Here is a 15436-nt window from a genome sequence, read left to right as displayed (position 1 = left end):
GGGTTCATGCCCTTCTCGTCCGCGGGCGATGGCGTCACGGCTCGGCAAAAGCATCCACGTGCCGGGAAAACGCGCGGCGCCCGGGAATCGCCGCCAGCAGTTCCTTCGTGTACTCCGACTCCGGTTCCTCCAGGACCCGCGCCGCCGGGCCGAGCTCCACCAACGCCCCTTCGCGCATCACGCCCACCTGGTCCGCCAGCTGCCGGACCACCGCCAGGTCGTGCGAAATGAACAGGTACGACAGCCCCAGCGAGGACTGCAGTTCCGCCAGCAACGCCAGGATCTGCGCCTGCACCGAGACGTCCAGCGCCGACACCGGTTCGTCGCACACCACCAGGTCCGGGCGCAACGCCAGCGCCCGGGCGATCGCCACCCGCTGGCGCTGGCCGCCCGACAGTTCCGCCGGCTTCCGCCGCGCCACCGACGCGGGCAGGGCGACCTGGTCGAGCAGCTCCGGGACCCGCGTGCGCGGAAGCCGGAACGCCCGCAACGGCTCCGCCACCACGTCCTCGATCGAGAACTTCGGGTTCAGCGACGCGTACGGGTTCTGGTACACGATCTGCATCCGCCGCCGCAGCCGCCGCAGCTCGTCGCCCCGCAAACCCGTGATGTCCTGGCCGTCGAACGCAATCGAACCCGCCGTCGGTGTTTCGAGCCGCAGCACCATGCGGGCCGTAGTCGTCTTGCCCGAGCCCGACTCGCCCACCAGTGCCAAGGTCTGCCCGCGCGGGATGTCGAAGGAAACCCCGTCGACCGCGCGAAGCCCGCCCTCGAAGGTCTTGGCCAGGTCCCGCACCGAGACCAGCGGCTCGGCGGCCGGCGCGGGCGGCCGCCGGACGTCCGACAGGCTCGGCGCCGCCGCGACCAGCTGCCGCGTGTACGGGTGCACCGGCGCGCTGACCACCGACGGCCCCTCCTCGACGACCGAGCCCTGCGAGAGCACCACGATCCGCGACGCCCGGTCGGCCGCGACGCCGAGGTCGTGCGTGATCAGCAGGATCGCCGTGCCCGATTCCCGAGCCAAGGAAGTCAGGTGGTCGAGGATCCGGCGCTGCACCGTGACGTCCAGCGCCGACGTCGGCTCGTCCGCGATGATCAGCTTCGGCCGCCCGGCCAGTGCCGCCGCGATCAGCACGCGCTGCCGCAACCCGCCCGACAGCTGGTGCGGGTACTGGCGCGCCCGCACCGACGGATCGGGTACCCCCGCCCGTTCCAGCAGCTCGATCGCCTGCACCGACGCCGAACGCCGATCCGCGAGACCGTGGATCTTCAGCACCTCCGCGACCTGGTCGCCGATCCGGTGCACCGGGTTCAGCGACACCGCCGGGTCCTGCGGCACCAGCGCGATCTCGCGGCCGCGCACCGAGCGCCATTGCCGGGACGACAGCGCAAGCAGGTCCCGGCCCTCGAACGTGATCGAGCCGCCGTCGACGCGGCCGCCGCGCGGGAGCAGGCCGATCGCCGCGTGCGCGGTCGTCGACTTGCCCGAGCCCGATTCGCCGACGACGGCGACCACTTCGCCCACGCCGACGTCGAACCCGACGTCACGCACGGCCGGGACCGACCGGTACGACACGGCCAGGTCCGAGATGCGCAGCAGGGTCATCGTCCGCCTCCGTCCAGTGCCCGCGACAGCCGGTTCGCGGCGAGGACCACCGCCGCCACCGTCAGTCCCGGGAACGTCGTCATCCACCAGGCCGTGGCCAGGAAACTGCGTCCGCCCGCGACGAGCGCGCCCCACTCCGGGGTGGGCGGGGTCGCGCCGAAGCCGAGGAAGCTCAGCGCGGACACCTCGAGCACGGCCGTGCCGAGGGTGAGTGTCGCCAGCGCGAGCACCGGGCCCGCCGCGTTCGGCAGGACGTGCCGCAGCAGCACGCCCGACCAGCGCACCCCGGAGGCCCGCGCCGCCTCGACGAACACGCCGTTGCGCACGCGCAGCACTTCCGCGCGCATCACCCGTGCGAAGGACGCGAGGTTCGCGATGCCGACGGCGACGGCGACGTTCGTCGTGCCGAAACCCAGCGCGGTGACCAGGGCCAGCGACAGCAGGATCGGCGGGATTGCCAGGAAGACGTCGACGACCCGCATGATCACCGTGTCCGCCCAGCCGCCGCGGAAGCCGGCGAGCAGGCCGAGCGCCGAGCCCGCGACGAGCGCCACGAGCACGGCGATCGCGGTGGCCCGCAGCGAGAGCGACGCGCCGTGGACCACCCGGGCGTAGACGTCGCGGCCGGTCTCGTCGGTGCCGAACAAGTGCCGCGGCGACGGGCCGTGCAGCCGCTCGGCCGGGACGCCGCCGATCGGGTCGTAGCCGGTCAGCAGCCCCGGTACGAAGGCCGCGAGCAGCACGAACGCCAGCACGGCGACGGCGACCACGAGCCCGGGGCGGCGGACCGCCTGGCGGGCGGGGGTGGCGAGGTCAACCACGGGCCACCTCCGGCGTCCGCGCGATGCGCGGGTCGAGCAGCGGGTACAGCAGGTCGACGACGAGGTTGAGCACCACGAACACCAGCGCGGCCAGCACGATCACCGCCTGCACCACCGGGACGTCCTGCGCGGTGACGGCGGCCGCGGTGATCCGGCCGACGCCGTCGCGCGAGAACACCGTCTCGGTGATCACCGAACCGGCGACGAGGTTGCCCGCCACCACCCCGGCGACGGTCAGCGCCGGCACCGCGGCGTTGCGCAGCAGGTGTCCGAAGTGGACGCGCCAGCGGCTCGCGCCCTTGGCGGCGGCGATCTCCGCGTACGGCTCCTCCTGCTGCGTCGCCAGGCTCTTCGCCAGCACCTGCCCGATGATCGCGCCCGTCGGCAGGGCCAGCGTGACGGCGGGCAGGATCACCGTGGAAAAGCCCTGCGTGCCCAGGGCGGGCAGCAGCCGCAGGCGGAACGAAAAGAACTGGATCAGCAGCAGGCCGACCCAGAACGGCGGCAGCGAGATGGCCAGCGACGGCAGGGACAGCAGGGCCTGGCGCAGCCAGCGGAACCGCGTGAAGGTGCCGAGGAACGCCGAGCCGCCGCCGAACAGCACCGCGAACACCAGCGCCAGCCCGGTCACCGCGAGCGTCGGCGGCAACGCCGTGACGACCATGTGTGTCGCGTCGTCGCCGGTCGCGACACTGCGGCCGAAGTCGCCGTGCAGGGCCGAGACCAGCCGCCTCAGGTACTGCACGGGCAACGGGGAGTCGAAGCCGTACTCCGCGCGGGCCGCGGCGACCTGCCCCGGCGTCATCGACGCCCCGGCCTCCCCGCCGGCTAGCTTCGCCGAAACGGCGTCACCCGGCAACAGGTAGAGGATCAGGAACGACAGCGTGAACGCCGCCCAGAGCACGAACACCGCCTGCCCGACGCGGCGGAGGAGGTAGCGCCTCACGACAGCCACGCGTCGAACAGCTGCAGCCGTGACGACGCCTCGAAGTCGACGGCGTGCGCCTGCGAACTCAGCGCGACGACCTGGGTCAGCTCGAACACCGGGATCGCGTAGGCGTGGTCGACGATCAGCTTCTGCGCCTCGTCGGCGGACGGCTTGCGCTTGGCGAGGTCCACAGTGGACGACTGGGCGTCCAGGGCACCGTCCAGGGGGTTGCCCGGCGCGAGCTTGCTGCGGTTGCCGGCCTTGGTCGAGAACTGGCTGCGCAGGATGTCCGGATCGGCGCGGGTCACGTTGTACCAGAGGAAGTCGTAGTCGCCGCTCAGCTGGATCTGCGTGGTCTCGGCCGTCGTGTGCTGTTCGATCCGCAGGTCGAAGCCGATCTTGCGGAGCTGCTGCTGGATCAGTTCCAGCACGCTGCGGTTCTGGTTGAACACCGGGGAGAACACGACCGACGCGCTCAGCGGCTGCCCGTTCTTGACGCGGATGCCGTCCGGGCCGGGCACCCAGCCGTCGCCGTCCAGCAGCGCGGCCGCGCCCTTCTGGTCGTGCGCGAGCTGACGCGAGAGGTCACTGGCCAGCGGCGTCGCCGAGCCGAGGATGCTCGTAGCGGCCTGGTAGCTGGGCGTCAGCACGGTGTTCACGACCTCGGCGCGGTCGACGCCCTTGAGCACGGCCTGGCGCACCTTCTCGTCGGTGAGGACGCCGCGGGTGGTGTTGGCGTGCAGGTTGAAGACCACGCCGGGGTTGGGCCGGATGTTCTCGGTGAAGCCGTTGCCGGTGAACTGCGGCTCGTCGACCGGCTGGATGTCGGTGGCGGCGTCGAGCTGGCCGGAGGCGAGGCTGCCGGTGCGGACGCCGGGCTCGGGCACGATCTTGTAGTCGATCTTGTCGAGGTAGGCCTCGCCCCGGTGCTTGAACAGCGCCGAGCCCCAGGCGTAGCCCTTCCGCTTGGCCAGCACGATTTCCTGGTTCTGCTTCAGGCTTTCGAACGCGAACGGCCCGGAGCCGGTCAGGCCGGCGCCCTGGCAGCGCTGTTCCGGCGTGTTCCGGTACGCCGCCGGCGCCAGGACGCCGAGCGAGACCGTCGAGCTGGCCTGCAGGAACTGCGCGCTGGGCGCGGAGAACTCGAGGCGGACGGTCTGCGGGTCGACGACCGCCGAAGTCCGGTACGCGGCCAGGTAGCCGTAGCCGAGCTGGGCCTTGGTGCCGAGGGCCTTGATGCCGTCGAAGCTCGTTTTCACGGCGGCCGCGTCGACCGGGCTGCCGTCGGAGAACGTCGCGCCGGAACGCAGGTGGAAGGTGAACACCGTGGAGTCGGCGTTGATCTCCCACTTCTCGGCCAGCCAAGGCTTGATCTCGCCGGTCGTCGGGTCCTGGTCGGTCAGCGAGTCGACCAGCTGACGGGCGACGTTGATGGCCGCGTTCGTGGCGGCCTGCTGCGGGTCGATGCAGTCGGGCGCGGACGAGATGCCGAGCCGCAGCGTGCCGCCGGGCTTCGGCGGGCCCGCGTCGGCCGCGGGTTCACCGCCCGCCGCGGAGCAGGCGGTCAGCAGCACGGGCAGGGCGAGCAGGGCCGCGGCGTAGCGGGCACGGGGGAAAGGGGACACCGGACGGCCTCCAGCGGGGAGCGGTTGCTTCTTCGGAACGCGACGCTAGCCATGCCCCGGGACCCGTCCCACTGGGCGGACCTGCGTCCCAGTCCCTGGCACCGCGGCGAGACACCCTTGACACGCAAGCGTTTCCGGTCCCCTCGGCCGGGCGCCGGTCCACATCCTGAACGTGCGTGCGCCACGGCGGCGCACCGGATAGCTGTGGAGCCATGACTTCTCGCAGCCTGCACGTCGCCGTGGAGCTGGACGGCGCGCTGTCCCCCGGCGCGCTGGCGGGCACCGTCACGACCGCCGAACGGGCCGGGTTCACCTTCGCCACCTTCGACGACTCGCCGCTCGGCGGCCCGCGACTGGACGCCACCAGCCGGGCGGCCTACGTCGCCACGCTGACCGACCGGCTCGGGCTGGCCCCGGCCGCGAACGTCACCACGGCCGAGCCGTTCCACCTCGCCGCGCAGCTGGCCAGTCTCGACCACGCTTCGCACGGGCGCGCGGCCTGGGTCGTCGGCGCCGACGGCTCGGCCGAGGCACTGGCGACCGTCGGCGGCTCCCGGCTCACCCCGGACGCGGTGCACCACGAAGCCGCCGAGGTCGTCGAAGTCGTGCGCCGGCTGTGGGATTCGTGGGACGACGACGCCGTGATCAAGGACGTCGCCACCGGCCGCTACCTCGACCCGGACAAGGTTCACCACGTCGGCTTCACCGGGACGCGGTTCTCGGTCATGGGGCCGTTGATCACCCCGCGGCCGCCGCAGGGCCGGCCGGTGGTGCTCGCGTCCGACGCACTGGCCGAGGCCGTCCGTCCGGACATCGCGCTCGTGGGTGGTGCCGGGCTCGACGACGTCCGCGGCCGCGCCCGGCGCGCTCGCGACACCGGAGCTGCCCTGGTTTTCGCCGAGGTCGAAGTGGTCCTCGACGCCCAGCGCGCCCCGGCCGGGCGGGGTCCGCGGCGGGACCGGCTGCGCTACACCGGATCCGCGCCCGGCCTGACCGAGCTGCTGGGCTGGCTGGCCACCAGCGTCGACGGCGTCCGGCTGCACCCGGGCGAGCCGGCGACCGACCTGCCGGTACTGGCCGGCGAGGTCCTGCCGGCCCTGCGCGCCGAAGGCCTGCTCGTCCCGCCCGCGCCGGGCGCCACCCTGCGCGGGTCGCTCGGGCTCGCCCGCCCGGTGAGCCGGTTCGCGGCCGGGGGTGCGGCATGACCGCGCGGCTGCACCTGGGCGTGTTCTACACCGGCGTCGGCCCGCAGTTCCTGTGGGACGACCCGTCGAACGCCGACCACACCGCGATCGAGACGTACGTGTCGGTGGCCCGGACCCTCGAACGCGGGCTGTTCGACGCGTTCTTCCTCGGCGAAGGGCTGCGGGTGCGGGAGAACCGCGGCCGCGTCCACGCCCTCGACGTCGCCGGCCGCCCGGACGCGATCACCCAGCTGAGCGCGCTGGCCGCCGCGACCACCCGGATCGGGCTGGTCGCCACCCAGAACACCACCTACAACTTCCCGGCCGACCTCGCCCGCCGGTTGTCCTCTTTGGACTTCCTGTCCGGCGGCCGGGCGGGCTGGAACATCGTCACCACCGACAACGCCTGGACCGGCGCCAACTTCCGCCGCGGCGGCTGGCTCGCCCACGAACGCCGCTACGAACGGGCTTCACAGTTCGTCGAAGCGGCGCTGGCACTGTGGACCGGCGAGGGTCTGGTGGACCGGCACACCGACCTGGTCAACCTGCGGGCGGCCCCGACCGTGCCGCCGAGCCCGCAGGGCCGCCCGGTGCTGTTCCAGGCCGGCGACTCCCCCGGCGGCCGCGAACTGGCCGCCAAATACGCGGACGTCGTCTTTTCCGCCAACACCGCCTACGACAAGGCGCTGGCCTACGCCGAGGACCTGCGCGCCCGGCTGGCCCGCCACGGCCGTCCCGCCGACGCCGTCCGGATCCTGCCCGGCGCGACCGTCGTCCTCGGCGACACCCCCGCCGACGCGGCCGAGCGCGCGGAGGACATCCGGCGCCGCCAGATCACCCCGCAACGCGCGCTGGCGTTCCTGGAGCAGTACTGGGGCGCGGATCTGTCGGCCTGCGACCCCCACGGCCCGCTACCGGACATCGAACCCGTCGAGGGTGAACTGGACCCGTCGCGCGGGACGATCCCGATCGCCGACCGGACCGGGAAGCTCGACCGGGTCAAGCGGTGGCGGGAGCTGGCGGAGGCGAAGAACCTGTCCATCCACCAGCTGGTCCTCGAAGTCCAGCCGCGTCAGCACGGCTTCGTGGGCACGCCGGGGCAGGTCGCCGACGAATGGGCGCGGTACGTGCGCACTCGCGCGGTGGACGGGTTCAACATCAGCCCGCACCTGGTCCCGGCGGCGCTCGACGACATCGTCGACCGGCTGGTGCCCGAGCTGCAGGACCGCGGCGTCTACCGGACGGAGTACGACGGCACGACGTTGCGCGAACACCTGGAGCTGCCTTAGCGCGGCTGCGGCCGGACGGTGAGCGACCCCGCCAGCTGCCAGGTGCGCAGCCGTTCGCGCGGTGACCGCATGCCGGACTGGATGAGGACGATCTCCGTGGCGCCCGCGTCGAAATACCGGCGCAGGCCCGCCTCGACCGTGCGCTCGTCGCCGATCAGCGCGAGGTCGGCCGCGTGCGTGGCGCCTTCGGCGTCGAGGATGCGGCGGTAAGACGGGATGTCACCGTAGTAGCCCAGGTGAACCGCGGCGATCTGCCGGACCGTGTCGGCGTCGTCGGTCACCACCGCCGGGACGGCCGCGATCACCCGCGGTTCGGGCCGCCCCGCGTCGGCGGCGGCCTTGGTGAGCGTGGGCACGACGTGCTCGGCGAGCGCGCGCGGGCCGGCCAGGAACGGAAGGGTGCCGTCGGCGAGCTCCCCGGCCACGCGCAGCACCTGCCGGCCCATCGCGGCGACGACGATCGGGACACCGCCACCGCCGGGCACGGCCGTGGGCAGGGGCGGGCAGGCGGTGAGGGTCTCCCCGTCGAACACCGGGCGGCGGCCGTCGAAGACGTCGCGCAGGACGGTGAGGGATTCGCGCAGCGACGTGATGGGCGGCGGGTATTCGAAGCCGAACGCGGGTTCCAGCAGGCTTTGCACGCCGAGGCCCAGCCCGAGGGTGAACCGCCCGCCGGTGGCGGCCTGCGCGGTCTGCGCCTGCGCGGCGAGGTGGAGCGGGTGCCGCGGATAGAGCGGAACGACGGCGGTCCCGACGGCGACCTCGGGCACCTCGCGCCCGGCGAGGGCGGCGAGGGTGAGGGCGTCGTGGTCGAAGAGCTGGGAGAACCAGACCGAGCGCAGGCCGGCCTCCGCGGCCTCACGGGTCTGGGCGAGCAGCGCTTCGACGCTGTTGGCAGCCCCGGACAGATCGCCGGCGGGCAGGGCGGCACCGATGGTCATGGTGTTCCTCCGGATTGGTGACGGATCGAGCTTTCTTCAGGCCGGGCGGCACGGCCACGTCGGTCTCGAAGCCGGAACTCGCGTGATCAGAGCCGGATCTCGCGTGATCCAGCCCGTGATTCACGTGACCAGAGCCGGTACGGCTTCAATCACGCGAGTTCCGGCTTCAATCACGCGAGTTACGGGTTCGATCACGCGAGTTCCGGAAACCGGCCCGGTCATGCTTCCTCGGGGTACTCCGACTCGCGCCGCCACGAGATCGGGCGGGGGCGCGGCAGGCGGCGGTGGCCCGCGCGGGCCGCCGACCGGGGGGTCCCGTCCGGCTGGGCGCGGTCGGCCGCCAGCTCGAACTGGTTGCGCCCCAACGCTGTTCGCGGTGACGCCGTGCGGTTGGCCGCCCCCGGCCCCCCGGACCACGACGCCAGTGGCACCGGCTCGGCCACCACCGTGGCGCGGGCCCGGTCGACCCCGGCGAGGACCTCGCGAACCAGCTCCTCCCAGCTCATCCCGCCCGCCTGCTCGCCGGCGGTGAGGGCGCGAGTGATCCGGCCCGCCGCGTCGGCGAAGCGGCTTTCGCGGACCGCCAGCTCTCCGAGTGAACGCTCGAGCGCCGCCTCGGTCCGGCGATCGCCCGTCGGCACCACCGCGCGCAACGCCGTTTCGCCGCTTTCGCGCCAGTCCGCGTACCGGCCGCGCCCGCCCGCCAGGTCGGCCACCGCCAGTGCGAGTTCCGCGCAATACCCCGGTTCCCCGGCGTCGGCGGCTTGGCGCACCGCGGCCAGCAGACCGGCGGACTCGCGGTCGTACCAGGTGCCCGGGTCACCGACCTCGGCCGGAACGGGCGTCCGCGGCACCCCGCCGGCCGCGGCACCCCGCACTTCGTCGGTCAGGTGCAGCCACGCGCCGAAGAGCCGCCGGGCCGCCGCCGCCCGCGCCGGAAGTGGTTGCGCTGCCAGCAGTTCCAGCGCGAGCAAGCGGGTCAGCGACGGCAGCCGGTAGCGGGTGCCGGCGACGTCGACGAGACGCGCGTCGACCAGCGCCTCCAGCGCGTCGGCCGCTTCGGCCGGGCCGACGTCGGCCAGCGCCGTCGCGGCCCACCCCGCCCAGCTGCCTGCGGGCAGCAGCGCCAGCCGCCCGAACAGCTCCCGGGCCGGGGCGGGCAGGTCCGCCAGGCCGCGCCCGACGGCGGCGCGGACGCCCGCGCCGAGCCGGCCGATCCGGTCGCCCTCGGCCCGCAGCCGGGCCACCGCCTGGGCCAGCGTGCGCCCCGGCCGGGCCGCGACGTGCGTGGCGGCCGCCGTCACGGCCAGTGGCAGGCCGCCGCACAGCTCGACCAGCTCCACCGCGTCCGACAGCTCCGCCGTCACGCGGTCCTCGCCGACCAGCGCGGACAGCAGCTCGACGCCCTCCGCGCCGTCCAGCACGTCGAGCTCGGCCACCGCCACGCCGGGCAGGGACGGCACGCGGGCGTGGGTGGTGACGAGCAGCCGGCAGCCCCGGGCGTCCGCGACGAACGGCGTGACGCGCGCCAGGCTCGCCGCGTCCTCCAGCACGGTCAGGACCCGGCGCCCGGCGAGCACGCTGCGGTACAGCGCGGCGCGGCCGTCCAGCTCGTCGGGGATCTCCGCCGGAGGCACGCCGAGTGCGTGCAGGAACCGCGCCAGCACCTCGGCGGCGTCCTCCTCGGCGAGCCGCGCGTAGAGCACGCCGTCGGGGAACGCCGGCGCGGCGCGGTGCGCGGCCTCCGCCGCCACGGCGGACTTGCCCGCCCCGCCGCGTCCGGTGAGGACCGTGACCACCGCGGCGCCGGGCCCGTCGTCGGTCAGGCCACGCCGCAGCCCCGCCAGCAGGCGCTCGTGCCCGGTGAAGTAGGGCAGGCGCGCGGGCAGCATCCGCGGCACCGCGCGGCCGCTCGCGGGCGCCTCGCTCGAACCGGCGAGGATGTCCTGGTGCAGCTCGCGCAGCGCGGCGCCGGGCTCCAGGCCCAGTTCGTCGACGAAGCGGCGGCGCACGGCCCGGTAGGCGGCGAGCGCCTCGACCCGGCGCCCGCACCGGTGCAGCGCGGTCATCAGCTGCAGCACGAACCGCTCGCGCAGCGGGTATTCCTCGGTCAGCACCGCGATCTCGCCGACGACCTCCCGGTGCAGACCCAGCTCGAGCTCGGCGTCCAGGCAGTCCTCCAGGACTTCCACGCGCCGCTGTGCGATGCGGACCTGGTGGGCGCGCACGACCTCGCTGTCGATGCCGGTCAGCGGTTCCCCGCGCCACAGCGCCAGCGCCTCGCGGAACGCGGCGCGCGCCTCCTCCGGCCGCCGCGCGGCCCGTCCGCGGGCCACCAGCGTCTCGAACTCGTGCAGGTCCAGCTCACCGGGCGCGAGGTCGAGGCAGTAGCCGCTGCCCCGCGCGGAGATCCGTTCGCCCAGCCCGGCTTTCGCCAGCGCGCGACGCAGGGCCGACACGCAGGTCTGGACCTGCGCCCGGGCCGTCGCGGGCGGCCCGGCGCCCCACAGCGCGTCGAGCAGCACCTCCAGCGGCACCACGCGGTTGCCGTTGAGCAGCAGCAGCGCGAGCACCACCTGCTGGCCGCGGGCGGTCACGACGACCGGCTCGCGGCCGCGGACCTGCAGCAGGCCGAGCACGCGGAAACTGGTGCGGGAAAACGGATCGGCTTCTTTTCGGGGGCTCCGGGTGGCGGAGCCCCCGGCCCGGGGCGAAGCCCCGGTTGGCACAGCGGCTTCGCGGAGCACGGCGGCTCCGGGTGTCGGCACGGTGGTCTGCACGGTGTTCCCTCCGGGGTCAGACGAGGACTTCGGGCGGCGCCGGGTGCCCGAGGAAGGCGGTGGGACTGGCGGTCAGGCCGTAGGCGCCGGCCTGGAAGATCGCGATCAGGTCGCCGATCGCCGCACCGGGCAGGGAAACCCGGTCGCCGAGGAGGTCGAGCGGGGTGCACAGGCAGCCGACCACCGTCACCGTCTCTTCCGGACCGCCGGGCGCGGACGCGAGGGCGAGCGGGTAGTTGCGGCGGATGGCCTGGCCGAAGTTGCCGGACGCGGCCAGCTGGTGGTGCAGGCCGCCGTCGACGACGAGGAACGTCGTCCCGCGCGAGACCTTCCGGTCGACCACGCGGGTGAGGTACACCCCGGCCTCCCCCACCAGGTAGCGGCCGAGCTCGAGCACCACGCGGGCCTCGGGCAGCGCGGGCCGAAGCGAAACGGCCAGCAGCTTCGCCAGGTTTTCGCCGACTTCGTCGAGGTCCAGCGCGGTGTCGCGGGCGGTGTAGGGAATGCCGAAGCCGCCGCCCAGGTTGACCGACCGCACCGGGCCGGGCGCCGCCTCGGCCAGCTGCAGCACCAGGTCGACCGTCGCGCGCTGGGCTTCGCAGAGGCTTTCCGCGCGCAGGTTCTGGGAGCCGGCGAAGACGTGGAAGCCCTGGAAGTCGAGTCCCGCGGCGCCGACCTCGGCCAGCACGGCGGGGACGCGCTCGGCGTCGATGCCGAACTGCTGCGGGCCGCCGCCCAGGCGCATGCCGGACCCGCGCACGGCGAAGTCCGGGTTCACCCGCAGCGCCACGCGCGGGGTGAGGCCGAGGCGGTCGCCTGCCTCCCGCACGCGGGCCAGCTCGGTGGTGGATTCCAGCTCGACCGTGACGCCGGCGGCGACCGCGCGGGCCAGCTCGGCCGCCGTCTTGCCGGGCCCGGCGAAGCTGATCCGTTCCGGCGGGACGGTCGTGTCGAGCGCCTGCCGCAGTTCGCCGGCGGAGGCGACGTCGAGTCCGTCGACGAGGCCGCTGAGGTGGTGCAGCAGCGCGGGCATCGGGTTGGCCTTGACCGCGTAGCTCAGTTCGACGTCGTCGGGCAGCGCGGCCCGCACCCGCTCGACGCGGGTGGTGACGAGCGAGCGGTCGTAGGCGAAGAAGGGGGTGGTGCCGACCCGCGCCGCGAGCCGGTCCACGGGCACGCCGCCCACGGTGAGCACACCGCCGGCGCGGCCGAACGGCGCCGCCGCGGCTTCCGTCGTGTTCGCCATCGCTTTCCTTTTCTTCGAGCACGGGAAATGAATACCGGAATGACGCCCCGGACAGTTCCGTGGCGGTACGGGACCACTGAAGCAACTACCCACCCACCCGGGCATGGGTAGTCCTCACCCAGATTCGGCGCTCGAGTGGGGAACGCGGCACCCAGGTGTACCTGCTGTGTCCGTGCGGTCACTCCGGTGGCACCACCCACACCGGTCCGGAGCCACATTTCCGCAGGTAGAAGCAATTGACCACACCGTTCGGCGCAGTCACCCACCCCCGCTGCTCCAGGCGGGTGGCCGCTCCGGTGACAGCTTCCTGCCGTCGCCTGCCTGCCACCGGCGGTGCCGGGAACAGCCCTTGACGAACGGGGTCCGCAGCACGCACGATCGGAATCCACCGGCCGACGGGGAATTCCCGGAAACCGGCACGATTCGGTCAGCACCACGGGCATTCCCCGAATTTCCGCGACCCCTTCCGACGATGGGTGAACTATGTCTTCCCTGCCTGCTCCCGGTGAGCCGATCGCGGTGGTCGGCATGTCCTGCCGGCTGCCCGGCGCCGCCGGCCCGGCGCGGCTGCGCCGGCTGCTGGCCGAAGGCTGCGAGGCCGTCGGCGCGGTCCCGCCGGGCCGGTGGCCGGACGGCGACGGCACCGGCCGAGCCGGCTTCGTGTCCGATGTGGACGGATTCGACGCGCCCTTCTTCGGCATCTCCCCGCGCGAAGCCGCGGCGATGGACCCGCAGCAGCGGCTGGTGCTGGAGCTGGCGTGGGAGGCCTGCGAGGACGCCCGGATCGCCGCCGGCACGCTGCGCGGCAGCGGCACCGCCGTCGTGGTCGGCGCGATCAACGGCGACTACGCGCTGCTGCACGACCGCCTCGGCACCGGGCCGCACACGCTCACCGGCACCCACCGCAGTCTCATCGCGAACCGGGTCTCCTACCTGCTCGGGCTGCGCGGCCCCAGCCTGACCGTCGACTCGGGCCAGTCGTCGTCGCTGGTGGCGGTGCACCTGGCCGCCGAGCAGCTGCGCCGCGGCACGGCGGCCGTCGCGCTCGCCGGCGGGGTGAACCTCAACCTCCTGAAAGCGGGCACCGAGACCGTCGACCGCTTCGGCGCGCTGTCCCCGCAGGGGCGCTGCCACACCTTCGACAGCCGCGCCGACGGCTACGTCCGCGGCGAGGGCGGCGGCCTCGTGGTCCTCAAGCCGCTGAGCACCGCGCTCGCGGACGGCGACCGTGTCCACGCGGTCCTGCTGGGCGGGGCCGTGAACAACGACGGCGGCGGCGCGGGACTCACGGTGCCGCGGGCGGCGGCGCAGGCCGAGGTGATCCGGCTGGCCTGTGCCGACGCCGGAGTCACGCCGGCCGACGTCCAGTACGTCGAGCTGCACGGCACCGGTACGCCGGTCGGCGACCCGATCGAGGCCGAAGCCCTCGGCGCCGCGTTCGCCGGCGAGCGTCCCGAGCCGCTGCCCGTCGGTTCGGTGAAGACCGTGGTCGGTCACCTCGAAGGCGCCGCCGGCATCGCCGGGCTGCTGAAAGTGCTGGTGTGCCTGAAAGAACGCCGGCTCACCCCGAGCCTGAACTTCGCCACGCCGAACCCGGCCATCCCGTTCGAGACGCTGAACCTCGAAGTGGTCCACGAAGGCCGGGACTGGCCGCGACCGCAGGACCGGCTCGTCGCCGGGGTCAGCTCCTTCGGTGTCGGCGGCACCAACTGCCACCTCGTCGTCGCCGAAGCTCCGGCGGTCCCGCACCACGAGAATGTCACCGCCGTCGCCGACGTCGCCGCCGCCGACGACGTCCCGCTCGTCCTTTCGGCTCGTTCGGCCGCCGCCCTGCCCGCACAGGCCCGGGCGCTCGCCGAACACCTCGCCGATCACCCGGACCTCGCCCACGGCGATGTCGCCCGGTCGCTGCTGCGCACCCGGGAGCTGTTCGAGCACCGCGCGGTCGTGTTCGACGACCTCGCCTCGCTGGCCGCAGGCACGCCGTCGGAGCACGTCGTGACCGGGCGGACCGCCGACGGCACCGACGTCCTCGTGTTCCCGGGGCAGGGTTCGCAGTGGCCGGAGATGGCCGTCGCGCTGCTGCGCGACTCGCCCGTGTTCGCCCGCCGGCTGACGGAGTGCTCGGCCGCGTTGGCGGAGTTCGTGGACTACGACCTGCTCGGCGACCTCCGCGCCGGGACCGCCGACCTCGGCCGCGTCGACGTCGTCCAGCCCGCGCTCTGGGCCGTCATGGTGTCGCTGGCGGAGGTCTGGCGCGACGCCGGGCTCACGCCGTCGGTCGTGGTCGGGCATTCCCAGGGCGAGATCGCCGCCGCCACCGCGATCGGCGCGCTGTCCCTCTCGGACGGCGCCCGCGTGGTCGCCTTGCGCAGCCACGTGATCGCCGGGATGCCGCCCGGCGGCGGGATGCTGTCGGCCGGCGCGCCCGAGGACACGGTCCGTCCGCTGCTGCCCGCCGCGGTGTCGGTGGCCGCGGTGAACGGCACCCGGTCCGTGGTGCTGTCCGGGCCCGCCGACGCACTGGCACGGCTGCACACCACCCTCACCGAGGCCGGCTACCGGGCGAAGATCCTGCCGGTCGGCTACGCGTCGCACTCGGCGGCGGTCGACCCGCTGCGGGAGGAGATCCTCCGGCTCCTGGCCCCGGTGCGCCCGGTGTCCACTCCGGTCACGTTCGTCTCGGCGCTCACCGGCGAGCCGTTCGACACCGCGGGGCTCGACGCCGGGTACTGGTTCGAAAGCCTGCGGCGCCCGGTCCGGTTCGCCGAGGCGACCGCCGGGGCACTGGCCGCCGGCGGCGCGCGGTTCGTCGAGTGCAGCCCGCACCCGGTGCTGCTGGGCAGCATCGAGGAGACCGCCGAAGCCCACGACCGTCCGGTGGCCGTGGTCGGCACGCTCCGGCGTGCCGACGGCGGGGGGGGGCCCCCGGGGGGGCGCGGAGCGCGCGCGGTTGGCCCCGGGGGCGGGGGGGGGGGGGTGGGGGCGGGGGGGGAGGGCAAACAGGACAGGGGAG

General features: G+C 74.2%; 10 protein-coding genes. 3 read left to right on the top strand and 7 right to left on the bottom strand.

Translation table 11 applies throughout. The features are described 5' to 3' along the window. Positions 1-34: 34 nt before the first annotated feature. The 4 genes from ACFVYA_RS34015 to ACFVYA_RS34000 are packed head-to-tail and all read right to left on the bottom strand — an operon-like array spanning position 35 to position 4980. On the bottom strand, positions 35-1606 hold the full coding sequence (locus ACFVYA_RS34015; protein ID WP_387050868.1) for a dipeptide ABC transporter ATP-binding protein: 1572 nt from the start codon (positions 1604-1606) through the stop codon (positions 35-37). Then, the gene (locus tag ACFVYA_RS34010; RefSeq protein WP_387050867.1) at positions 1603-2427 is read right to left on the bottom strand and encodes an ABC transporter permease; all 825 of its coding nucleotides are present in this window, start codon (positions 2425-2427) and stop codon (positions 1603-1605) included. The genes ACFVYA_RS34015 and ACFVYA_RS34010 overlap by 4 nt, the downstream gene beginning before the upstream one ends. Next, complete coding sequence (locus ACFVYA_RS34005) at positions 2420-3373, bottom strand: ABC transporter permease (protein WP_387050894.1); 954 nt, start codon at positions 3371-3373, stop codon at positions 2420-2422. Before ACFVYA_RS34005 ends, ACFVYA_RS34010 begins: the two co-directional genes overlap by 8 nt. Further along, positions 3370-4980 (bottom strand): ABC transporter substrate-binding protein, encoded by a 1611-nt coding sequence (locus ACFVYA_RS34000; RefSeq protein ID WP_387050865.1) that lies wholly within the window; start codon positions 4978-4980, stop codon positions 3370-3372. The genes ACFVYA_RS34005 and ACFVYA_RS34000 overlap by 4 nt, the downstream gene beginning before the upstream one ends. A 212-nt stretch (positions 4981-5192) precedes the next feature. Between ACFVYA_RS34000 and ACFVYA_RS33995 the strand changes: the two genes are divergently transcribed. Next, positions 5193-6185: an LLM class flavin-dependent oxidoreductase gene (locus tag ACFVYA_RS33995; protein WP_387050863.1), complete on the top strand. Its 993-nt coding sequence runs from the start codon at positions 5193-5195 to the stop codon at positions 6183-6185. After that, a complete protein-coding gene (locus ACFVYA_RS33990; protein ID WP_387050861.1) occupies positions 6182-7453 on the top strand; it encodes an LLM class flavin-dependent oxidoreductase in 1272 nt (423 codons plus the stop codon). Before ACFVYA_RS33995 ends, ACFVYA_RS33990 begins: the two co-directional genes overlap by 4 nt. Here ACFVYA_RS33990 and ACFVYA_RS33985 read toward each other — a convergent pair. From ACFVYA_RS33985 to ACFVYA_RS33975, 3 genes are all read right to left on the bottom strand, one after another. Further along, positions 7450-8394 (bottom strand): TIGR03564 family F420-dependent LLM class oxidoreductase, encoded by a 945-nt coding sequence (locus ACFVYA_RS33985; protein ID WP_387050859.1) that lies wholly within the window; start codon positions 8392-8394, stop codon positions 7450-7452. The genes ACFVYA_RS33990 and ACFVYA_RS33985 overlap by 4 nt on opposite strands. Positions 8395-8612: 218 nt before the next feature. Then, positions 8613-11033, bottom strand: coding sequence for a BTAD domain-containing putative transcriptional regulator (locus tag ACFVYA_RS33980; protein WP_387050857.1), 2421 nt, complete (start codon positions 11031-11033; stop codon positions 8613-8615). A 157-nt stretch (positions 11034-11190) separates the two neighbouring features. Next, complete coding sequence (locus ACFVYA_RS33975) at positions 11191-12420, bottom strand: pyridoxal-dependent decarboxylase, exosortase A system-associated (RefSeq protein WP_387050855.1); 1230 nt, start codon at positions 12418-12420, stop codon at positions 11191-11193. Between the two features lie 483 nt (positions 12421-12903). Here ACFVYA_RS33975 and ACFVYA_RS33970 point away from each other — a divergent pair. Continuing rightward, a partial coding sequence (locus ACFVYA_RS33970) for a type I polyketide synthase (protein WP_387050853.1) occupies positions 12904-15436 on the top strand: 2533 nt, incomplete at its 3' end.

Source organism: Amycolatopsis sp. NPDC058278, from assembly GCF_042881395.1.
GTDB lineage: Bacteria > Actinomycetota > Actinomycetes > Mycobacteriales > Pseudonocardiaceae > Amycolatopsis.
The sequence above is the reverse complement of the archived record's forward strand: the minus strand, read 5'-3'. Positions and strand labels throughout refer to the sequence as shown.

What these genes read in the sequence shown, in the direction of transcription:
- ACFVYA_RS33975 (WP_387050855.1), bottom strand. Translation starts at nt 12,420, where the DNA reads ATGGCGAACACGACGGAAGCCGCGGCGGCGCCGTTCGGCCGCGCCGGC.
- ACFVYA_RS33995 (WP_387050863.1), top strand. Translation starts at nt 5,193, where the DNA reads ATGACTTCTCGCAGCCTGCACGTCGCCGTGGAGCTGGACGGCGCGCTG.
- ACFVYA_RS33990 (WP_387050861.1), top strand. Translation starts at nt 6,182, where the DNA reads ATGACCGCGCGGCTGCACCTGGGCGTGTTCTACACCGGCGTCGGCCCG.
- ACFVYA_RS34015 (WP_387050868.1), bottom strand. Translation starts at nt 1,606, where the DNA reads ATGACCCTGCTGCGCATCTCGGACCTGGCCGTGTCGTACCGGTCGGTC.
- ACFVYA_RS33985 (WP_387050859.1), bottom strand. Translation starts at nt 8,394, where the DNA reads ATGACCATCGGTGCCGCCCTGCCCGCCGGCGATCTGTCCGGGGCTGCC.